16 protein-coding genes are annotated in these 20723 nt (G+C 66.5%); 11 read left to right on the top strand and 5 right to left on the bottom strand.

The window, feature by feature from the left end:
- The first annotated feature begins 21 nt into the window (after window positions 1–21).
- The 7 genes from SCD90_RS06910 to SCD90_RS06880 all read left to right on the top strand — a co-directional run bounded on the left by SCD90_RS06910 (window position 22) and on the right by SCD90_RS06880 (window position 8264).
- Entirely contained in the window at window positions 22–495 is a 474-nt protein-coding gene (locus SCD90_RS06910; RefSeq protein ID WP_319843917.1) for a formate dehydrogenase subunit gamma, read from the top strand.
- Window positions 492–2051 (top strand): formate dehydrogenase beta subunit, encoded by a 1560-nt coding sequence (locus SCD90_RS06905; protein WP_319843916.1) that lies wholly within the window; start codon window positions 492–494, stop codon window positions 2049–2051. Before SCD90_RS06910 ends, SCD90_RS06905 begins: the two co-directional genes overlap by 4 nt.
- 19 nt (window positions 2052–2070) lie before the next feature.
- Window positions 2071–4926, top strand: coding sequence for a formate dehydrogenase subunit alpha (fdhF, locus tag SCD90_RS06900; RefSeq protein ID WP_319843915.1), 2856 nt, complete (start codon window positions 2071–2073; stop codon window positions 4924–4926).
- A 3-nt stretch (window positions 4927–4929) separates the two neighbouring features.
- On the top strand, window positions 4930–5220 hold the full coding sequence (locus SCD90_RS06895) for a formate dehydrogenase subunit delta (protein ID WP_319843914.1): 291 nt from the start codon (window positions 4930–4932) through the stop codon (window positions 5218–5220).
- Window positions 5221–5230: 10 nt separating this feature from the next.
- Window positions 5231–5491 (top strand): hypothetical protein, encoded by a 261-nt coding sequence (locus SCD90_RS06890; RefSeq protein WP_319843913.1) that lies wholly within the window; start codon window positions 5231–5233, stop codon window positions 5489–5491.
- A complete protein-coding gene (gene fdhD / locus SCD90_RS06885) occupies window positions 5484–6296 on the top strand; it encodes a formate dehydrogenase accessory sulfurtransferase FdhD (RefSeq protein ID WP_319843912.1) in 813 nt (270 codons plus the stop codon). Before SCD90_RS06890 ends, fdhD begins: the two co-directional genes overlap by 8 nt.
- A 69-nt stretch (window positions 6297–6365) precedes the next feature.
- Window positions 6366–8264 (top strand): hypothetical protein, encoded by a 1899-nt coding sequence (locus SCD90_RS06880; protein WP_319843911.1) that lies wholly within the window; start codon window positions 6366–6368, stop codon window positions 8262–8264.
- Between the two features lie 3 nt (window positions 8265–8267).
- Here SCD90_RS06880 and SCD90_RS06875 read toward each other — a convergent pair whose 3' ends face one another.
- Genes SCD90_RS06875 through rfbC form a run of 5 tightly spaced genes read right to left on the bottom strand, consistent with a single transcriptional unit; the run spans window position 8268 to window position 15586 of the window.
- Window positions 8268–12161 carry a glycoside hydrolase family 99-like domain-containing protein gene (locus SCD90_RS06875; protein ID WP_319843910.1) on the bottom strand — a complete coding sequence of 1298 codons (3894 nt, stop codon included), beginning with the start codon at window positions 12159–12161 and terminating at the stop codon, window positions 8268–8270.
- On the bottom strand, window positions 12161–13030 hold the full coding sequence (gene rfbA / locus SCD90_RS06870; RefSeq protein WP_319843909.1) for a glucose-1-phosphate thymidylyltransferase RfbA: 870 nt from the start codon (window positions 13028–13030) through the stop codon (window positions 12161–12163). Before rfbA ends, SCD90_RS06875 begins: the two co-directional genes overlap by 1 nt.
- A gap of 31 nt (window positions 13031–13061) precedes the next feature.
- Window positions 13062–13937 carry a dTDP-4-dehydrorhamnose reductase gene (rfbD, locus tag SCD90_RS06865; protein ID WP_319843908.1) on the bottom strand — a complete coding sequence of 292 codons (876 nt, stop codon included), beginning with the start codon at window positions 13935–13937 and terminating at the stop codon, window positions 13062–13064.
- 3 nt (window positions 13938–13940) lie between these two features.
- Window positions 13941–14999, bottom strand: coding sequence for a dTDP-glucose 4,6-dehydratase (gene rfbB, locus SCD90_RS06860; protein ID WP_319843907.1), 1059 nt, complete (start codon window positions 14997–14999; stop codon window positions 13941–13943).
- Window positions 15000–15013: 14 nt separating this feature from the next.
- The gene (gene rfbC, locus SCD90_RS06855) at window positions 15014–15586 is read right to left on the bottom strand and encodes a dTDP-4-dehydrorhamnose 3,5-epimerase (protein ID WP_319843906.1); all 573 of its coding nucleotides are present in this window, start codon (window positions 15584–15586) and stop codon (window positions 15014–15016) included.
- 296 nt (window positions 15587–15882) lie between these two features.
- On the opposite strand from rfbC, the gene SCD90_RS06850 reads away from it, so the two are divergent.
- The 4 genes from SCD90_RS06850 to SCD90_RS06835 are packed head-to-tail and all read left to right on the top strand — an operon-like array spanning window position 15883 to window position 20721.
- Complete coding sequence (locus tag SCD90_RS06850) at window positions 15883–16710, top strand: glycosyltransferase (protein ID WP_319843905.1); 828 nt, start codon at window positions 15883–15885, stop codon at window positions 16708–16710.
- The gene (locus SCD90_RS06845; protein WP_319843904.1) at window positions 16707–17417 is read left to right on the top strand and encodes a class I SAM-dependent methyltransferase; all 711 of its coding nucleotides are present in this window, start codon (window positions 16707–16709) and stop codon (window positions 17415–17417) included. The genes SCD90_RS06850 and SCD90_RS06845 overlap by 4 nt, the downstream gene beginning before the upstream one ends.
- Window positions 17418–17423: 6 nt before the next feature.
- A complete protein-coding gene (locus SCD90_RS06840) occupies window positions 17424–19730 on the top strand; it encodes a hypothetical protein (RefSeq protein WP_319843903.1) in 2307 nt (768 codons plus the stop codon).
- A 31-nt stretch (window positions 19731–19761) separates the two neighbouring features.
- Window positions 19762–20721 (top strand): hypothetical protein, encoded by a 960-nt coding sequence (locus SCD90_RS06835; RefSeq protein WP_319843902.1) that lies wholly within the window; start codon window positions 19762–19764, stop codon window positions 20719–20721.
- Window positions 20722–20723 lie beyond the last annotated feature (2 nt).

The following is a 20723-nucleotide window of genomic DNA, read 5'->3' as shown; positions in this document are numbered from 1 at the left end:
AGCGTGAAGCAGGTTTAAGTCATGTCGCATTACGAGCCGTGGAACCCCGATAGGGCCGCGGACATCATCGCAGAGTTTGCAGGGATCGAGGGTCCGGCCATGCCGATCCTTCATGAGATCCAGCACACGTTCGGCTTCGTTCCTGACGCGGTGATCCCCATGATCGCAGACGCGCTGAACACCTCGCGCGCAGAGGTCTTCGGCACCGTCAGCTTCTACCACGACTTCCGCCGTGAGCTGCCCGGCCGCCACGTCGTGAAGCTGTGCCGCGCCGAGGCCTGCCAGGCTGCCGGCGGCGACCGGCTGATGGAGCGCGCGGAGCAGCGCCTCGGGGTGAAGCTCGGCGAGACCACTCCCGACCGCCGCGTGACCATTGAGCCGATCTATTGCCTCGGCCTGTGCGCCACGGCGCCGTCCGCCATGCTGGACGACCGGATGATCGCCCGCCTGGACGAGCAGAAGCTCGACGCACTTCTGACGGAGGCGCAGGCATGAGCATTCGCATCTACGTTCCCATCGACGTCGCCGCCATTGCCTGTGGCGCCGAGGAAGTTGTCACGGCGATCCGCGACGAGGCCGGCCGACGTGGCCTTCCCGTCGAGATCGTCCGCAACGGTTCCCGCGGCCTGCTGTGGCTGGAGCCTCTCGTCGAGGTGGAGACCGCTGAAGGCCGCATCGGCTTCGGCCCGGTCTCGGCATCCGACGTTCCGGCGCTGTTCGACGGCGGCTTCCACGAGGGCAAGACGGGCCATGCGCTCTGCATCGGCATGGTCGCCGAGCACAGCTACCTGACGCGCCAGCAGCGCCTGACCTTCGCGCGCTGCGGCATCACGGATCCGCGCTCTTTAGACGATTACCGCAAGTTCGGCGGCTACAAGGGCTTCGAGCGGGCTTTGTCCATCGGCCCTGCAGCCATCGTCGAGGAAGTGTTCGAGTCGGGCCTTCGCGGCCGTGGCGGCGCGGGCTTCCCGACCGGCATCAAGTGGCGCACGGTTGCGGCGACCCCCGAGCAGCAGAAGTACATCGTCATCAATGCCGACGAAGGCGACAGCGGCACCTTCTCCGATCGCATGATCATGGAAGGCGACCCCTTCGTGGTCATCGAGGGCATGACGATCGCCGGCATGGCGGTGGGCGCGACCAAGGGTTACGTCTACACCCGCTCCGAATATCCCCATGCCATTCAGGCCTTGAACGACGCCATCAAGGTGGCGCGTCGCGCCGGCCTGCTCGGCACCAATATCGGCGGCTCGCCCTACAGCTTCGACATGGAAGTCCGCATGGGCGCGGGCGCTTATATCTGCGGCGAGGAAACCTCGCTGCTGGAGAGCCTTGAGGGCAAGCGCGGCCTCGTTCGTGCGAAGCCCCCTCTGCCGGCCATCGTCGGCTTGTTCGGCAAGCCGACCGTCATCAACAATGTGATGTCGATCGCCTCCGTGCCGGTGATCCTCTCCGAGGGCTCGAAGTTCTACAAGGACTTCGGCATGGGCCGCTCGCGCGGCACGATGCCGATCCAACTCGCCGGCGACATCAAGTATGGCGGTCTGGTCGAGATCGCGTTCGGCATGGAGCTTGGCGACATCGTCAACGGCTTCGGCGGCGGAACGGCCTCCGGCCGCCCGGCGCGCGCGGTCCAGGTGGGCGGCCCGCTCGGCGCCTATGTGCCTCTGCATCAGTGGAACACGCTGTTCGACTACGAGGCCTTTGCGGGCATCGGCGCCGGTGTGGGCCATGGCGGCATCACGCTGTTCAACGACAGCGTCGACATGCTGAAGATGGCCCGCTTTGCGATGGAGTTCTGCGCCATCGAGAGCTGCGGCAAGTGCACGCCGTGCCGCGTCGGTTCGACGCGCGGCGTCGAGACCTTCGACAAGATCAGCCGCGGCGAGAGCGTCGAAAAGAACCTCGCTTTGATGACGGACCTCTGCGAAACGATGAAGCTTGGCTCGCTGTGTGCACTGGGCGGCATGGTGCCGTTCCCGGTCGAAAGCGCCATGCGTCATTTCCCCGAAGATTTCACGCCGGAGCCCGCGCTCCAGGCGGCTGAGTAATAGAGAGGAGACCCCCGAAATGTCTCTCGTCCAAGAAACCGACTACGGCACCAAGAAGTCGCTGTCCGAGAAGATGGTGACGCTCACCATCGACGGCATGCAGGTCACCGTTCCGGAAGGCACGTCGATCATGCGCGCCGCGATGGAGATGGGGACCGCGATCCCAAAGCTCTGCGCCACCGACATGCTCGAGGCGTTCGGCTCCTGCCGCATCTGCCTCGTTGAGATCGAAGGCCGCGCCGGCACGCCGGCATCGTGCACCACGCCGGTCGCACCCGGCATCGTGGTCCACACCCAGTCGGATCGCCTCCATCGCCTGCGCAAGGGCGTGATGGAGCTCTACATCTCCGACCATCCGCTGGACTGCCTGACCTGCTCGGCCAATGGCGATTGCGAGCTGCAGGACATGGCCGGCGCCGTGGGCCTGCGCGAAGTCCGCTACGGCATGGACAACCTCAGCCACTTCGACAAGAACTCCGAACTCTACATGGAGAAGGACGAGTCGAACCCGTACTTCACCTACGAGCCGTCGAAGTGCATCGTCTGCAACCGCTGCGTCCGCGCCTGTGAAGAGGTTCAGGGCACCTTCGCGCTGACCATCATGGGCCGTGGCTTCGACAGCCGCGTCTCCGCCGGCATCGCCGAGCCCTTCCTCGAGTCCGAGTGCGTGTCCTGCGGCGCCTGCGTGCAGGCCTGCCCGACCGCGACCCTGAACGAAAAGGCCGTCATCGAGATCGGCACGCCGGATCATTCGGTCGTGACGACCTGCGCCTATTGCGGCGTCGGCTGCTCCTTCAAGGCCGAGATGAGCGGTTCCAAGCTCGTGCGCATGGTGCCGTGGAAGGACGGCAAGGCCAATGAAGGCCATTCCTGCGTCAAGGGCCGCTTCGCCTTCGGTTATGCGACGCATAACGATCGCATCGTGAAGCCGATGATCCGTTCCAAGATCACCGATCCCTGGAAGGAAGTCAGCTGGGAAGAGGCCATCGGCTATGCGGCGTCCGAGCTGACCCGCATCCAGCAGAAGTATGGCCGTGACTCGGTCGGCGGCATCACGTCTTCGCGCTGCACGAACGAGGAAACCTACCTCGTCCAGAAGCTGATCCGTGGTGGCTTCGGCAACAACAATGTCGACACCTGCGCCCGCGTCTGCCATTCGCCGACCGGCTACGGCCTCAGCGTCACGCTCGGCACCTCCGCCGGCACGCAGGACTTCGCCTCGGTCGACTATTCCGACGTGATCCTCGTTATCGGTGCGAACCCGACCGACGGTCACCCGGTGTTCGGCTCCCGCATGAAGGCCCGCATCCGCGCCGGTGCAAAGCTGATCGTCGCCGATCCGCGCCGCATCGACATGGTGAAGTCGCCCCATGTGAAGGCTGACTACCACCTGCAGCTGAAGCCCGGTTCGAACGTGGCCTTCGTCAACGCCATGGCCCATGTGGTCGTGACGGAAGGCCTGATCGACGAGGCCTATGTCCGCGAGCGTTGCGATCTCGGCGATTTCGAGAGCTGGGCGCGCTTCATCGCCGACGAGCGTCACTCGCCGGAAGCCAGCGAGCAGTACACCGGCGTTCCCGCCGCGCAGCTGCGCGAGGCGGCACGCCTCTACGCCACGGGCGGCAACGCGGCCATCTATTACGGCCTCGGCGTCACCGAGCACAGCCAGGGCTCGACCATGGTCATGGGCATGGCGAACCTTGCCATGGCCACCGGAAACATCGGCCATGTGGGTGCCGGCGTGAACCCGCTCCGCGGCCAGAACAATGTCCAGGGCTCCTGCGACATGGGTTCGTTCCCGCACGAGCTGCCGGGCTATCGCCACGTCTCCGACGATGCTACCCGCGAGATGTTCGAGAACCTGTGGGGCCGTCCGCTCTCCTCCGAGCCCGGCCTGCGCATCCCGAACATGCTGGACGAGGCCATCGGCGGCCGCTTCAAGGGCATCTACATTCAGGGCGAGGACATCGTTCAGTCCGACCCCGATGCCCAGCACGTGGCAGCCGGCCTGGAAGCCATGGAATGCGTGGTCATCCAGGACCTGTTCATCAATGAGACGGCGAAGTACGCGCATGTCTTCCTGCCGGGTTCCTCCTTCCTCGAGAAGGATGGCACTTTCACCAATGCCGAACGCCGCATCAGCCGCGTCCGCAAGGTGATGGCGCCGCTCGCCGGCTACGCAGACTGGGAGACCACTCTGCTGCTCGCGAAGGCCCTCGGCTTCGAGATGGAGTACAGCCATCCGTCCGAAATCATGGACGAGATCGCCGCGCTGACGCCGACCTTTGCGGGCGTGTCCTTCAACAAGCTCGACGAGATCGGCTCGGTCCAGTGGCCGTGCAACGACGACGCGCCGAACGGCACGCCGATGATGCACGTGGACCGCTTCGTCCGCGGCAAGGGCAAGTTCATGCTCACGCAGTATGTGCCCACCGAGGAGCGCACCTCGTCCAAGTTCCCGCTGGTGCTCACCACGGGCCGCATCCTGGCGCACTACAATGTGGGCGCGCAGACCCGCCGCACGGAAAACACCGCGTGGCATCCCGAGGACGTGCTGGAGATCCACCCGTTCGATGCCGAGGTTCGTGGCGTCAAGGATGGCGATCTCATCGCCATCGAGAGCCGCGTCGGCGAGGTGTCGCTGCGGGCCAAGGTCACCGAGCGCATCCAGCCGGGCGTCGTCTACACCACGTTCCATCACCCGGTGACGGGCATCAACGTGATTACGACGGAGTTCTCCGACTGGGCCACGAACTGCCCCGAGTACAAGGTCACCGCCGTTCAGATCCGCAAGACGAACGGCCCGACCTACTGGCAGGAAAAGTTCGCGGAAGAGGACATCTCCCTCACCCGCATCCTGCAGGCCGCGGAGTAAGTCATGGCCGGCGACAACACGAAGACTCTGGTTCGCATGGCGAACCAGATCGGCACCTTCTTCGAGCCGTACTCGGAAGAAGAAGCCGTTGCCGGGGTGCAGCTCCACATCGAGAAGTTCTGGTCCCCGGCCATGCGCCGGGACCTGGTGGCCTATATGGACCACGGCGGCGAAGGTCTCCTCCCTTCCGTGACAAAGGCCTTCCAGCGCTTCACCGATCCGGACGATTCCCCGGCGGAGCGTGCAATACTGGCACCGGGTAATTCCGGCCAGATGGCGAGCGACGCCGGCTGAGCGATGCACGATGAGTGACGCGTTCAAGGACTGGGAAAAGGACGGCCAGGGGCGGCTCAAGGTGTGGCCCCTCGCCGCGTTCGAGACCGCCGTGTTCAACAATGAGCGCGGTGGCCTGAGGCTGGAGATCGATGTGCCGGCCAAGCCGGGCCAGCCGATCCCGGCCGTGCAGCTGGCTCTCGATCCCGAGCAGCTGCGCAACCTTGCCGAGGCGCTGGTCGAGGTCGCTACTCGCCTCGAGCAGGCGCGCGCACCGGCCGGAAATGCCTGACGCCTCCCTTGGCGTCGCCCGCCTCAGCTGGCGCGGCGGCGCCTTCGAGGCCGGGCAGAGGATCATTCCCACCGAGGTTCCGATCGCCATTACCTATGGCGGCTCGACGCAGGCCGTAATGATGGCCACGCCCTCGGACCTCGAGGACTTCGCGGTCGGCTTCACCGTGACCGAAGGCCTTATTCAAAGCACGTCCGACATCCGGTCCCTCGAGGTCATCGAGGAAGACGAAGGCGTCGAACTCAGGATGTGGCTCGCGCCCGAACTCGCGGACGCCTATTCCCGTCGACGGCGCCTTTTGGCCGGGCCGACCGGCTGCGGGCTGTGCGGCATCGAAAGCCTCACCGAAGCTGTCCGCACGCCGCCCTCCCTCTCCGTGCAAGTCCAGTATCAGCCCGCCGAGATCATTGCCGCGATGGCAAGCCTTGGCCCTGCTCAGGCCCTGAACCAGCAGACCCGCGCGACGCATGCCGCCGGCTTCTGGACGCGCTCCGGCGGGCTTCTGGCTGTACGCGAGGATGTCGGCCGCCATAACGCGCTGGACAAGCTGGCGGGACATGTGTTGCGCACCGGCGCCGATGCTTCGGATGGCATCATCGTCCTCACCAGCCGTGTCTCCGTGGAGATGGTGCAGAAGGCGGCCATGATGGGCACGCCGGTCATCGCGGCGGTGTCGGCCCCCACGGCGCTGGCCGTGCGAACCGCCGAGGCTGCCGGCATCACTCTCATCGCGGTCGCTCGCGGCGAAGAGTTCGAACTGTTCACCCACCCAGATAGAGTGGCCGGAGCGGCGCTCACCGTCTGACGCAGCCCGCCCTATTCTGTCCATGCCGATGTGCGAAGGCTCGCCCGACGCATCAGGGGGTCGAGCGCCATGCCATCAGCCCTTCGACGGCCTGTGTACCGGGCCGTTGCCACGCTCGTTCTCGTGCTCGGCCTCACCGGCGCGGCCCGTGCGGAAGCACCGGCCGACACGAGATCGGCGCAAACCCAGGACCTGCAGAGCGAGGCCGGTCGGCAGCGCTTCATCATCACACGACAGGCCGAACGACCGTTCCCGAGGCCTGGCCAAGGCTCGCCGGAGACGCAGGCCCTTGGCGCGCTCAACCTTGCGCTTGCGCTGTTGTGGCTGGGCGGCGAGGAGCAGGTTCGTCAGGCGAATGATCTTCTGTCCGCCTTTCTGGACGGCGCAGCCACGGCGCCCTGGTACAAGGGCGTCACGCCGAGGCATCGGGCCGGAGCGCCTGCGGACAACGACTATTTCCACTTTCAACCGGCACAATATCTGTTCCGGATGGTGAGCATGCCCGGCGGCGCGGCGCGCCTGTCCAACGCGAACCGGGAAAAGATCCAGGCTCTCATGAGGGACTGGGCGCACACCGAGTGCCGGATCGAGGAGGCACGGGGGGATGTCTGGACCATCTGGGGCAGCGAGAACCACGCAGCGTTGCGCGACGGCTCCTGCTGGGCGGCGGCGGTGCTTCTTTCCAGCGACCCGTCGCTTGAGGGGATCGAATATGCCGATGGCTCGGACGCCGCCGAGCAGCGCAACGCATGGATCGCACACCTGAAGCGCTGGCTGCGCAGCCGGGGCCGCAGCGGCGCTCTCGTGGAGTACTTTTCTCCGACTTATGCGCAGTACACGCTCCTGAACATCCAGCTTTATGCCGATTTCAGCGAGGATGCGGAGCTGCGGGGCCTTGCGCGGTCGTATCTCGACCTGTGGTGGGCACAATGGGCTCAGGAGCAGGTCGACGGCGTGCACGGTGGCAGCAAGACGCGCAGCTATGCCAAGAGCGTGCCTGACGGAACGGCCATGCCCATCACCGCCTGGCTTTATTTCGGGCTCGGCGAGCGCCCCAAGCGCCTGCCCCCCGGCGAGGCGCCGATGGCGGTCAGCTCCTATCGCCCGCCTGCCCTCGTGGCGGCTCTTGCCACTGCTTCAGGGGCCAGAGGCGTCTACGACGTGTTCACGCGCGCGCCGGGCCTTCCGCGATCGCCGATGGAGCCTGGGCCCGTCTACCACATTGATGCAGCACGCAACGGCGTGTTGCGGGTGACGCGCGTAGCGCCTGGCTTCGCGATGGGCATGGGCATGGTTCCCTTGCTTCGCGATGTGGACTGGACCGCGATCAGCTCGCAGAACCGCTGGTCGGGCCTCGTATTCGAGGGAGGCAATCCGCGCGCCCGCATCGTGCCTTCCGTCCTCCTGCCCCGCGGGCGCAAGAGCTACAATGCCCTGTTCGGCGTGCAGAACGGCGCCACCCAGATCGTGCGCGGCGTCTTTCCGGATGAGGCCAGGCATCCCCCGCGCATGGGAGTCTGGATCGGCAAACCCTTGAGAAAACTCGAACAGGGCGACTGGATCTTCGTGGAGCACGGCGCCTTCGCCGCGGTCCGTCCGGCCTTTGGAGGCTGGAAGCCCGATCCCGCCGCTGAGGGGTGGATGGTGTTGAACGACCCGTCCTCCCCCATCGTCCTGCAGGCGGCTGCCCGCGAGGACTATCCGAACCTGTCGTCCTTCATCGGCGCCGTCGCTGGCATGGAGATCGACCGGACCGAGACCGAGGTCAGTGTCCGAGGTCTCGGCGATGCCGGGCGGCTAACCCTCGGGCTTGGAACGAACGGAACGCTGCTGATCGACGGCAAGCCGGTCGACCTGCAGTCGCCTTTCGTAATGCGCAGCCCCTTCATCAACCAGGCAAAGGGCTCGGGCACGGTGGAGATGCGCTTCGGCGAGGCAGAACTCGACCTCGATTTCGGGCAACCCTAGATCTCAGGCCACCGAGCGCATCTGTGCGAGATCGCGGGCCGAGATCTTCCACCGGGTGGCGAGATCTTCCTCGTTGCGGCGGATGGCCTGCTCCAGCTGAGCGTCCGGCTCGATCTCTTGAAGGACAAGGCGGTGGATATCGGCGATCTCGGCCAGATGGTCCCGCTTGCCGATCGTGTGGGTGACGCTCTCGCCGTGGCGGCGGTGCATGTTCAGCGGCTGCGCGGAATACAACACCTGCCCGCCGAGAAGGCAGCTCTCGACGTAAAGCCGCCAGTCGCCGGCGCAGGTGAAGGCAAAGGCCTCCTCCTCGAGCGAAGCGAACACCGCCCGCAGATGATCCGCCCGCCAGACGACGGAGGACGCGTTGAGGATGAGATTGCGGTCGCCGAGGAAGCGGCGCAGGAAATCGGTGCCGTCGAAAGCGCCATCCGCGTCGAGGCCAGTATCGCCGTTCTCCCGATAATACCCTTTGTAGTCCTCGTACAGAACCTCGCCCGAAGGCCCGATCGCCCGGGAATCGCTGAAAGCCAATCCGGCATCGGGGGCGTCCGTGAACCGCGCGACAAGCGTTTCCAGGAATTCCGGCGCCGACAGGTCGTCCGCCTCCGCGATCCAGATGAATTCGCCGCGGGCCAGATCGAGGCCGGCCTTCCACTGGCGGAAGACATTGCCGGAATTGCCGGAATTCACCTGCACCTTCAGCGAACGGCGGTATTTGGGGCCGATTGCATTGAGACGCGCGACGCTGTCGTCGTTCGATGCATCGTCCAGCACGATGATCTCGAAGACCGGATAGGTCTGGCCGAAGATCGAGGCCAGCCGCTCCTCCAGGTAGCGGCCGTAATTGTAGTTCGGCACGATCACCGAAACGGTGCGATGGCGTGGCGAGAGCAGGCGCAGGAGATCCGCCGCGTAATGGTTGAAGTCGAACCGCTCCGCCACGAGGGCACGGCGCTGGGCCATGCGGCGCGGCGCAAGCTGCGCGGGGTCGTAGACCGCGGCAGAGATGATGCGCGCCGACGCCTCCACGTCGAGGAACGGGATCAGCACGCCGAGCGCGGAATCGCGCAGCAGCTCGACCTGCCCGCCGCCGGAGTCGAAGCTCGCCACGGGAATGCCGCAGGACAGCGCCTCCAGCACCACCGAGGGGAACGGATCCTCGCGCGAGGACAGGAAGAACAGGTCCGCCGCACCGAAATAGCGGCCGACATCGGCGGCGAACGGAACGAAGTGCATGTTGCGAAGGCCGCGCACCTCGATGTCGCGCTTCAGCCAGCGCGACACGCCGGGGTCCAGCGCACCGACCCAAAGGAAGTGGATGTTGGGATGCGTGGTCGCCAGCCGGGCCGCGACCGCGACGAACACGTCGATGCCCTTGCGGATGTCGCCGTAGCCGACATTGACCACGAGCTTGGAAAAAGGAACGAGGCCAAGTTCCTCTCGCACCGCCGCCCGCGCATCGGGAGGGACGCGGATGTTCTTGTACTTGCCCTGTGGGCGGACGACCGCGCGGCGCGACGGCGCACCGAACGCGGCTGTGAGTTCGCTTTCCACGAAGGCGTTGGGGAACACCACGGTGCCGCTGTTGTCGCGGATGCGCTCGTAGAGCGGCACGCCGTAGCGCTCGCGCACGATGGTCGGCAGTTCATGCAGCAGGGAACAGGTCTCGAAGGAGAGGTCTGCCAGCATGCCCGCAAGGGCGCCGGAGAACACCGTATTGGTGATGGCGCATTCGAACCCGGCTTCCTTCAGGCCCGCGAGGTGACGGGACAGTTCCTCGAACATCTCCTCGGGGCGCGCGGCCACGAAAGTGGGTGCCAGCGCCTGGTATTCGGCCAGCATGGTGCCTTCGCCGAGCAGAACGAACGCGATCTCGATGCCGAAGCGCTGCTTGAAGGTGCGGCCGATGTTCAGCAGCAATTGCTGGGCGCCGAACGGATAGGCGTCGTGACCGATCAGCACGATCCGGCGGACGCTGACGTTTCGGCGCGCCAGCGCAAGCGCCCGCGAGAGCGCGTTCAGATAGGCATGTCCGAAATGGCAGTCCGGCTCGAGATAGGCGCCCTCGCACCATTCGTTCCAGGCATTGATGCAGACCAGCGGCTCGCCGTGGAACGGCTGCGCGCGTGCGATGTCGCACAGGCCCCCGACCCAGCGCTCGAAGACTTCCGGCGTCGACCCGTGGAACGACATGCCGGCGCCCTGCGTCCGGGCATCGTTGTCCCACATGGGGAACGCCGTCTTGATCAGCGGATAGTCCGCCGGACGGTCCGCCAGCGAAAGCTCCACCGCCGCCTCGTAGGAGCGCACATTGCCGGTGAAGGCCGGGTCGAGGATCTCGACCTCGTTGTTGATCCAGGGCAGGTGGTTGCCCAGCTTGTGGGGCGGGAACTCCACCGCGCCGTCGAAGCCGTATTCGCGCGGATCGACGGAGCCGAAGGCCTGCGCCATCACGATGAGCGGTTCGAGGCCGTGATCGGCGCGGAAGGTCTCGCGCCAGATCTCGAGAGTCTGGCGGCAGTCGGGGATCACGTCGGCGCGGTAGACGAAGATCAGGGGCCGCCCGGCCACGCGGATATAGTTCGGCCGCTTCATGTAGCGGGCGAAATCCGCCACGAGATCCTCGACCGCGTCCTCGCGGTAGTCCTGCTGGATCAGCACTTCCTTGTCGAGGCCATCCCAGCGACGGGTCCAGTTCTCGTTGGCCCACATCAGCGAGAACGGGAAGCTGATGCCGGGATCATCGACGAAGGCGTCAAGCGGCTTCTGGAGCAGGCGGTGGCCGTTGAAGTTGTAATAGTAGAAGCAGAAGCCGTGCACGCCCATGCGGGCCGCAAGCTCGATCTGCCGCTTCATCACCCCCGTGCCGGCCAGTTCGTAGAAGCCGAGATCACGCGGCACGCGCGGCTGGTAATGGCCGGCATAGCGTGGCACGCCGCGCGGCACATTGCGCCATTCGGTGAAGCCCTCGCCCCACCATGCATCGTTCTCGGCGATGGGATGGTATTGCGGAAGGTAGAAGGCCAGCACCTTTGCCTTCCAGTCCGTGTGGGCGGCCGGAGGTGCAAGCGCCTCGAACATCGGTCCGGCGGCGCAGTTGCGGGCGATCTCGCGATGCACGGACGGCCCGTCGGCACGGCGCACGGGCTCCCAGCCGAAGCCCTGCCCCACATCCATGAAGACCTCGAACGGGTTCTTGCGCCTGTCCCCGCCCAGATAACGCTCGCGCACGAAGTCCGCATCGAACAGCGGCGATCCGCGCCGGCCCTCGCGGATGCCGCGGATGAACCAGTGCTGGAAGGCATCCACGCCGGCGTCGCGCACATCGGGATTGTTGGCGAGGTAAAACTCGATGTCGAAGAAGCGGTTGGGCGAGAACGCGTTCGACGCACGATGCTCCAGGTAGTGGGCAAGCGCGCTTTCGCGCGTCAGGTCGAGGCCATAGGCTTCGGCATACCAGCGCGGCTCGAAGACAGGGCACGGCTTGTGGCCTGCCTGCTCTCCCGCCTGCAGGTAATGGCGCAACGCGCCACCCTCGGGGGGCCGCTTGAAGTGCGTCCTCACATACCAGAGCGGATCGAAGAACAGGTTCGGGCGCCTGAGATCGGCATCTCCTTCCGCCACGAAATGCATCGCCGCGTCGGCGTCCGCCGGCACGTCGGCATAAACCGCGCGGTACAGCTGGGGGTCGAACAACCCGCTGGATTCGAGGCGGCGGGCCAGCGCCTCGCCGTCCCCTGTGCCCAGCCAGCCGGTGTCCGGGGGAGCCGGCTGTTCGGGTTCCGGTTCCGCGACGGCAAGGGGTGGCGCCGGTTCGTCCGGGGGCGCCCCGGCTTTCGGCTTGCGCTTGCGGACCGGCACGCCCTCCGCGGATCGGCGCCGTTTATCCGCCATCAGCCGTGCTCGGCCACGTCCATCAGGTAGCGCCCGTAGGCGGTCTTGGCCATCTGCTTGCCGCACTCCATCAGCTGGTCGCGGCCGATGAACCCGTTGAGGTAGGCGATCTCCTCCAGGCAGGCGATCTGCACGCCCTGCCGCTTCTGGATGACGCGCACGAACTCGGACGCTTCGACCAGGCTGTCATGCGTCCCGGTGTCGAGCCAGGCATAGCCGCGCGAAAGCTGCTCCACGAACAGCTCGCCGCTTTCCATGTAGATGCGGTTGACGTCGGTGATCTCCAGCTCGCCGCGTGGCGAAGGCTTGAGGTCGGCGGCAATGTCCAGAACCCTGTTGTCGTAGAAGTAGAGCCCCGTGACCGCATAGTTCGACTTCGGCTGCGCCGGCTTCTCTTCGAGGCTCGTCGCGCGGCCGGTCTTGTCGAGCTCCACGACGCCGTACCGCTCCGGGTCATCCACCCGGTAGGCGAACACGGTCGCACCCGTGCCGCGCTCGACGGCGCGCTGGGTCAGTTGCCGCATGCCGGCGCCGAAGAAGATGTTGTCTCCCAGCACCAGCGCCACGCGGTCCGTGCCGACGAATTCGCGGCCCAGCACGAAGGCCTGGGCGAGACCTTCCGGCCGCTCCTGCACCACATATGAGATGTTGAGCCCGAACCGCTCGCCCGTGCCGAACAGCCGCTTGTAGTTGTCGATGTATTCGGGAGCCGAGACGAGCAGGATGTCGCGGATGTTCGCGAGCATCAGGATCGACATGGGATAGTAGATCATCGGCTTGTCGTAGACCGGCAGGAGCTGCTTGTTCACAGCCAAGGTTGCCGGATGAAGCCTTGTGCCGGATCCGCCGGCCAGAACGATGCCCTTCATGCCCCTCTCCCCCGGCGCCCGCCCGCGCCGTTCAATCCATCAGCTCTGCGAGGATGTCCCCGAGAGCCGTCTTCCACGGCCGGGGCTGCACCCCGAACCGGTCCCTGATCTTGTCTGTTGAAAGCCGCGAATTGGCCGGCCGCCGTGCCGGCGTCGGGTACTCGGCCGTGGTGATCTGCTCGACCTCTGGTGCCGGTCCGCCGCGCGCGGCCGCCTGCGCGAAGATCTCCCGCGCGAAATCCGCCCAGGTAGTGCCGCCCTCGTTCACGAAGTGATAGGTGCCGAAGGGCGCCGCCTCATCGCCCGCCGCGCGCAGGGCGATGGTGGCCAGAGCGGCCGCCAGATCCGCCGCGCTGGTGGGGCAGCCCTGCTGGTCACCGACCACGCGCAGAACAGGCCGGTCCGCACCGACGCGCAGCATGGTCTTCACGAAGTTGGCACGATGGGCGCTGACCACCCAGGCCGTGCGCACGATGACGTGGCGCGGATTGGCGGTGCGCACCGCCTGCTCGCCGCCCTCCTTGGACGCGCCGTAGACGCCGATGGGCGCAACGGGGTCGTCCTCGGTGTAGAAGCCGTCCTTACTGCCGTCGAACACGTAGTCCGTCGACACCTGGATGATCGGCGTCCCGGCCTGAGCGGCGGCGTGCGCCAGCGCCGCGGGTGCCAGAGCGTTGATGGCCCACGCCGCCGCGACATCGCTCTCGGCCTTGTCGACGGCGGTGTAGGCGGCGCTGTTGATGATGGCGCCCCAGCGCCGCGCACCGACATAGGCGGCGATCGCGTCGGGTCGCGTCAGGTCCAGTTCGTCACGCGTGGGTGCGTGCACATGCACGCCATCCGGCCAGGCGAAGCGCTGGAGCTCCAGTCCGACCTGTCCGGCGCCGCCGGTGACGAGCACGTCCATCGCTCAGGCGCTCTTCAGTCCGAGGCGCTCGCCGGAATAGCTGCGCGACTGGATCTCGCGCCACCAGCCCTCATTGTCGAGATACCAGCGCACGGTGTGCTCGATCCCCGTTTCGAAGGTCTCGGCCGGCGCCCAGCCCAGTTCGTCGCGGATCTTGGTGGCGTCGATGGCGTAGCGCTGGTCGTGCCCCGGCCGGTCGGCCACGAAGCTGATCTGCTCGCGGTAAGCCTTGCCGTCCGTGCGCGGGCGGTGGCGATCCAGCGCGGCGCAGATCGTCTCCACCACGTGCAGATTGGTGCGCTCCGAATTGCCGCCGATATTGTAGGTCTCTCCGGGCACGCCGCGCTCGAACACCGCCTGCAGGGCGGCGACATGATCCTCCACGAACAGCCAGTCGCGGATGTTGTCGCCCTTGCCGTAGACCGGCAGCGCCTCGCCCGCGAGGCACTTGATGATCATCAGCGGGATGAGCTTTTCCGGGAAGTGGAACGGCCCGTAATTGTTGGAGCAATTGGTGACCAGCACCGGCAGGCCGTAGGTGTGCTCCCACGCCCGCGCCAGATGGTCGGACCCGGCTTTGGACGCCGAATAGGGCGAGCGCGGATCGTAGGGCGTCGTCTCGGTAAAATAGCCGTCTTCGCCCAGCGAGCCGAACACTTCGTCGGTGGAGATGTGGTGGAAGCGGAACGCCTCCGCCCTCTCCGCCGGCAGCGTGCGCCAATAGGCCAGCGCGCAATCCAGCATCACGAAAGTGCCGACAACATTGGTCTGGATGAAGGCTCCGGGACCGTCGATCGAGCGATCGACATGGCTCTCCGCCGCAAGATGCGCCACCACGTCGGGCCTGAACTCGGCCATGGCGCGCGACACCGCCGCCGCGTCGCAGATATCGCCCTGCACGAAGCGGTAGTTGGGCGCGTTCTCGACCGATTGCAGCGAGGACAGGCTGCCCGCATAGGTCAGCTTGTCGAAGTTGAGAACCTCATAGCCCGCCTGCGGCACGAGCCTGCGGACGAGGGCCGATCCGATGAAGCCGGCGCCGCCGGTGACGAGGATGCGCATGTGTGGAGCCTCCGTCAGGCGTCGATCTCTTCGAGTGGGTTGCCGTCATAGGCGAAGGGGCTGTCGAACTCCGCGAGCGTCGGCAGCACCGTGTCCTTGCCCGACAGCACAGGCTCGACGCCCTGCGGCAGCGGCCATCGCACGGCGACGGCCGGATCATCCCAGCGGATGCCGCCATCGCAGTCCGGCGCGTAGACGTCCGAAACCTTGTAGGTAACCTCGGTGTCCGGTTCGAGCGTGACGAAGGCGTGCGCGAAGCCGATGGGGATGAAGAGCTGGTGGCCGTTCTCGGCCGACAGTTCCGCGCCAACCCATTTGCCATAGGTCGGCGATCCCTTCCGCACATCCACCGCGACGTCGAAGATGCGGCCGCGCACGCAGCGCACCAGCTTGTCCTGCCCGTGAGGCGGCGTCTGGAAGTGCATGCCGCGCAGCACGCCGACGGGCCGCGAGAGGGAATGATTGTCCTGCACGAAGCGGACCTGGATGCCGCGATCGGCGAATGCCTTCTCGCTGTAGACCTCGGTGAACCAGCCCCGGTCGTCTCCGAAGCGCTTCGGCTTGATCAGCTGAACCGGATTCAACATCCACTCCTCAACACAGAGGCCGCACGATCAACCAGCCAAGGAAGATCATCATCTTCCGACGGCGTGAAGCATCAATAAAGATCTAGTCGAATGCTATGCCCGAATCCCGCACCCGTGCACGCTATTCATAAGTCCTATGCGGCCACTATGCTTTCTGCAAGCCAGATTTGGATGACAATATTAGGGGTTGCCCTTTCAACAAGCACTGCAATCTGTGGTTTCATATCGCAGACGGGACTTGCCGCTTACGCCTGCAGCGCGTACCCATCAAGACCTTCCGGAGCAGGACAACGCTGATGCAGGACGCTGCACCGCTAAGACGCTGGGTGTTCAGCTTCGACCAGCGGGCGGCCGGCTGGTTCGCCGACATGATCAAGGTCGCGGTGGTTTCGGCGCGGGCCCACACCTCCCTGCAGCCGCTCTGCCTGTTCGACGGAGACCAGACCCCACCCATCATCAGCTGGCTGGAACGCAACGGCGTGGACATTGTGCGCGCGCGCGTGCCGTTCCGCGACGAGCTGTTCTCCGAGGCCGTGATCTCGGCCAATGCCGGTACTCCCTATCATCCCGAGCATGCCGCGGGAGCCTTTCTGAGGCTGATCGCGCCGGACTACGTGGAGGAGGACAGCTTCCTCTACACCGATTGCGATGTGATGTTCTGCGCGGATCCCCTGCCCTTCTTCACCTCGCCACGCGTGCTGGCTGCGTGCCCGGAGGCCGCCACCACTGATGGCGAGAAGGGCCAGCAGGGCTTCAACAGTGGGGTCATGATCCTGAACAGCGCCGGTTTCGCCGCGCGAAGGCCGGAGATGATCGACCTCCTGCGCCGGAACCATTTCTATTTCCGGCGGCACCAGAGCTTCGACCAGTCCATGCTCAACCTGCTGTTCCGCGACGATTGGGAGCCGCTTGGCGAGGAAATGAACTGGCGCCCGTTCCAGGGCATCAACAGCCGCGCGGCCATCCTGCACTTCCACGGCCCGAAGCCCCATCGAATCCAGGCCATTCTGGACGGTCAGGCCAGCGCAGACGAGGCGCAGGTGATGAGCCGCCTCGTCTTCGACCACAGGCTGGAATACGATCACTATCTCGGTGAATACCGCGGCTTCCTGGCGGCCGCATGATGAGCGCTCCGGCACCCAGCTCGGTCTACGAGGACGGCCGCTACCTGGAACAGAATCCCGGCTGGCACGAGGAAGACTCGCCCTGGAAGGCAGCCCATGTGCTGCGCATGGTCAGCGCTCACGGCCTTGCGCCGCGCAGTGTGGCCGAAGTGGGCTGCGGTGGCGGGATGATCCTTGTTGAACTCGCGGCCAGGATGCCCGAGGCGGAACTTACCGGCTACGAGATTTCGCCGCAGGCGTTCGCGCGATGTACCGAACGAAGCCGGGAGCGCCTGACCTTCCGCTTCGAGGATCTGCTGCAGACGGACGCCCGCCACGACCTCCTGCTCACCATGGACGTGGTGGAGCATGTGGAAGACTATATGGGCTTCCTGCGGGGGCTGCGTCGCCACGGAGGACTGCACATCCTTCACATTCCGCTCGACCTGTCGGTGCAGACGGTGCTGCGCGCCTCCGGCCCGCTGCTCCACGCCCGGCAAAAGGTCGGGCATCTCCATTATTTCAGCCGTGAAACCGCGCTGGCGACCCTGACCGATTGCGGGTTCGAGGTGGTCGACTGGTTCTACACCTATCCCGCACCCGGGGCGCCCGGCCGGAGGCTGCGCACGCGCATGGCAGGCTGGCTGCGGCGCGTTGCGGCACGGATGGCGCCGGACCTTTCCGTGCGCGTGCTGGGCGGCAGTTCCATCCTTGTTCTCTGCCGGTAGCGCGATATGAGCGCGCTACAAAGCCGCTTCAGTCGCGCCGCCACCGGGCTGTTTTGCGGTTACGCATTCCTCCCGGACGCACCGGAACGGGTACTTGTCGTCGAACTGGTTCTCGACGGCGTGCCGCTGAGGCTCGCGCGCGCCGAAAAGAACGTGCCGGACTTGGAGCCGGACCACCCGGCGCAGGGACACGGCTTCAGCTTCATGCTGCGGGATGCCGATCTCGCAGGCGTCTGGCAGGCGGGAGCCCGCCTCGCGAACACCGAAGAACCCCTCGGCCCCGCGATCCTGCTCGCGGAAGACCCTCTGGAGCCCGATGCCGATCCCCACCGGCGCGGGCATGTTTCCTGGCTGGGGGGACTGCGCTTCTCGGGCACCATCGGCATCAACCGCCCGTCCCACACCTTCGTGGAAGCAAGGGTCGAGGGCGTCCCTGCCGTGCGGGTGCGGCCGAGCCGGTGGACCCACGCCGTGATCGGACGGGAGCCTCGCCCGCTCCGCGGCTTCGACCTGCACCTGCCGGCGGGCTTCGCGGATGGCGTGGTCAGGCGCGTCCACTTCTTCGACGAAGCCGGCGGCGAACTGGACGGCAGTCCCGTCGCGACTTTGGCCTATGCCGATGGCCTGCGCGCTGCACTGGCCGGAACACCGGCCGACGAGACGGAGCATGTCCGGGCGGAACTGTTCGACCGGCTGTTCCCGCGCTCGGTGCCGCTCGATCTCTATGCACATTGGCGCACGCGCTTCCCGCTTCCGCCTGCGCCGAACGATGTCCTCCCCCTGGCCGTGATCGCGACCGGCGACGGCGATCTCTCCGTCACGGAGGCATCTGTCGGTGAAGAAGACGTCCCGGTGCTGGGGGCTGCGGGCGATGGCATCTGCTCGTTCACGCCCGAGACCATGGGAGCCGCGCTGGGCAGGGTCCCCGACAATGCCGTCGTGGTCCTGTGCCCCGCAGGCGCGCGCCTCCTGCCGGGGGCGGTGCGCCACCTCGCGGCCACGCTGCACGGGGCACCGGACGTTCACGCGGCCTATGGCGATCTTGAGATGGACAGCCAACATGGCCGCGCCATGCTGCTGGCCTTCACGGCGTTCGATTATGAACGCGTGCTGGAACAGGGCTATTGCGCGCGCGTCTTCGCACTGCGCAAGCGGGACCTTCAGGCGGCCGTGGACAAGGGTGCGGCATCCAGCTTCCGCGTGCTGACGTCCCTGCTCGACGCGGCCGCCGACGGGGCCGACATCCTCCATTTGCCGCAGCCCGTGGCACGCCTGACACCCGACGCGATGCGGAGGGGCGCCGATCAACTGGCCGGCGCAACCACCGCCCACCTGCGCGAGCGTGGCGTGGCCGCGCGGATCCAGCACGCCCAACCCGGCGCCATGCCGGCATTGCGTGTCGCCCGGCGTTCCCATGCCGGGGACGTGACAATGGTGCTGATGGCCACCAACCCGGCTCGCCTGCGCACCTGCATTGCCGCGGTCGTGGCAGAAACGGGCGGCAACGGGCCCATTTTGATCGTCCACTCCGCTGCGGCGGAAGCCGCCCTCGCCGCTGTCGCCCCACACCTTGCGTCCGGAGGTGTGCGCCTTCTCTCCCATAGCGGTCCGCTGCCCTCGGCAGGGGCGTGGAACGCGGCGATCGCATCCTGCGGAACCGAACAGGTGTGCCTGGTCCATGACGTGGTGCTGGGCGGCGAGCAGGGCTGGCTCGATGAAATCCTCCAGCGCCTCCATGGCCGCACCGCGCTTGCGGCACCCCTGACGGTCCTGCCTGACGGGATGATCGCCGGTGCCGGCCTGGTCTCAGGACCGGACTTTGCCGTGGCCCCGGCGTTCACCGATCATCTCGCGGGCGAGCCGGGCTATGCCGACATGCTGCGCACGGCCCGCACCTGCAGCGCGGTCGGTGGCGCTGTGGTCTGTCTCAGGCGTGACGCGTTCCTGGAGGTGGGCGGGTTCGACGCCGCACGATTCCCGGTCGGCCTCTACATGGCGGATCTTGGGTTGCGGCTGGGGCGCAAGGGCTGGCGCTCGGTGCTGACGCCGCACGCGACGGTCACGGTCTCGGTGCCGGTCGGCGGCGGGCCAGGCGCCCTTCTCGCACGCGAACGGGATGCTCTCCGGGCCCGTTGGGGCGATGGCTTGCTGGCAGACCGGTTCTACAGTCCATCCCTGTCTCTTGATGGCACGCCGTTTTCCGCGCTTGCATGGCCGCCGCGTGCGCGTGAAGCCCGGTCGAGCCTGCTGGCTGGCGCGCCGGGGAGCGACCGGACCGCCACAGGCGTGGAAGCGCGGGATTACATCGTATAGGGTAGGCAGAGGTCGGTGCGGGGGTTCTGACGTGGCGCGGCAACAGATTATCGATGTGGGCAAGGGGCTTTTCCTGGTGCGCTATGCCAGCGCCAATGACAGGGCCAATCCGCCCAGCGTGAGCATTGCTCCGGCACCCGGCAGCGAGCGCGCCATCACGACCATCCTTCATCCCGATGCGCGTGACGCCACCTTGTGGCAGCCCGGCACCGGCCTTGTGTTCCGCAGCACGGCACCCGGCCAGATCGCGGTCAATGTGATGCCCGCAGGTCCGCGCGGCTCTGTGGCGGCTTCGGTCGAGATCGAGACGCTGACGCAAGGGGTGCCGCCGGTACCTGCGAAGCTGACCCAGCAGCGCCCCAGCAACCAGATCACCTTCACCGACGACCTCGTGGGCAACGAGGATGATGACGAGGAGGAGGAGGGCGTGCAGGCCTCCGTCTTGCCGCCGCTGCCGGCATCGGGCGGTGGGGAGGTCAGGGTGCTGGGCCATGTGGCGGGCCGCGGTGACGTGACCGCCGGTCCCGACGAATGGCTTGCCGGTCCTTCCGCACCGTCGCGCATCGAAGGCATCGCCATCGAATGGCCGTCCTGCCCGCCCGGCGCGAAGCTTCGGTATGCAGTGACTTATGGCACCCGAAACCCGGCAAGTTCCGGGTTGAAGGATCTGGGCACGTTCGTCGGCAGCCGCGGCAAGGCCATGCCTATCACGGGCATCGCACTCGAACTGGTGGGTGCAACCGGTCAGCAGATCGTGGCCGAGGCCTTGTTCCTTGGCTCGCCGCTCTCCCGCAGCAAGGGTCCGAAGGTCCAGCTCTCCGGCCCGACGCGGCAGGAGCCTCTGGTTGGGCTTCGGCTCAGCCTGACCGAAGCGGCAGAGTCCAAGCCCCCACGCCAGAACCCGGCCGTGCGGCCTGTCGCCGCCGTCGAGGCCGCGCCCCGTTCCACCGGCCGTGTGCGCGTGTTCCGGGGCAAGGCCGGCGCCGGCTAGGC

It is taken from the genome of Terrihabitans rhizophilus, from assembly GCF_033898525.1.
Classification (GTDB): Bacteria; Pseudomonadota; Alphaproteobacteria; order Rhizobiales; family Methylopilaceae; genus Flaviflagellibacter; species Flaviflagellibacter rhizophilus.
This window is presented reverse-complemented; position numbering and strand designations above follow the sequence as displayed.

Coding starts and splice junctions, on each gene's coding strand:
- SCD90_RS06910 (WP_319843917.1), top strand. CDS start 22: ATGTCGCATTACGAGCCGTGGAACCCCGATAGGGCCGCGGACATCATC.
- SCD90_RS06875 (WP_319843910.1), bottom strand. CDS start 12,161: ATGGCGGATAAACGGCGCCGATCCGCGGAGGGCGTGCCGGTCCGCAAG.
- fdhD (WP_319843912.1), top strand. CDS start 5,484: ATGCCTGACGCCTCCCTTGGCGTCGCCCGCCTCAGCTGGCGCGGCGGC.
- SCD90_RS06840 (WP_319843903.1), top strand. CDS start 17,424: ATGAGCGCGCTACAAAGCCGCTTCAGTCGCGCCGCCACCGGGCTGTTT.
- SCD90_RS06890 (WP_319843913.1), top strand. CDS start 5,231: ATGAGTGACGCGTTCAAGGACTGGGAAAAGGACGGCCAGGGGCGGCTC.
- SCD90_RS06905 (WP_319843916.1), top strand. CDS start 492: ATGAGCATTCGCATCTACGTTCCCATCGACGTCGCCGCCATTGCCTGT.
- SCD90_RS06880 (WP_319843911.1), top strand. CDS start 6,366: ATGCCATCAGCCCTTCGACGGCCTGTGTACCGGGCCGTTGCCACGCTC.
- rfbC (WP_319843906.1), bottom strand. CDS start 15,586: ATGTTGAATCCGGTTCAGCTGATCAAGCCGAAGCGCTTCGGAGACGAC.
- fdhF (WP_319843915.1), top strand. CDS start 2,071: ATGTCTCTCGTCCAAGAAACCGACTACGGCACCAAGAAGTCGCTGTCC.
- SCD90_RS06850 (WP_319843905.1), top strand. CDS start 15,883: ATGCAGGACGCTGCACCGCTAAGACGCTGGGTGTTCAGCTTCGACCAG.
- rfbB (WP_319843907.1), bottom strand. CDS start 14,999: ATGCGCATCCTCGTCACCGGCGGCGCCGGCTTCATCGGATCGGCCCTC.
- rfbA (WP_319843909.1), bottom strand. CDS start 13,030: ATGAAGGGCATCGTTCTGGCCGGCGGATCCGGCACAAGGCTTCATCCG.
- rfbD (WP_319843908.1), bottom strand. CDS start 13,937: ATGGACGTGCTCGTCACCGGCGGCGCCGGACAGGTCGGACTGGAGCTC.
- SCD90_RS06845 (WP_319843904.1), top strand. CDS start 16,707: ATGATGAGCGCTCCGGCACCCAGCTCGGTCTACGAGGACGGCCGCTAC.
- SCD90_RS06895 (WP_319843914.1), top strand. CDS start 4,930: ATGGCCGGCGACAACACGAAGACTCTGGTTCGCATGGCGAACCAGATC.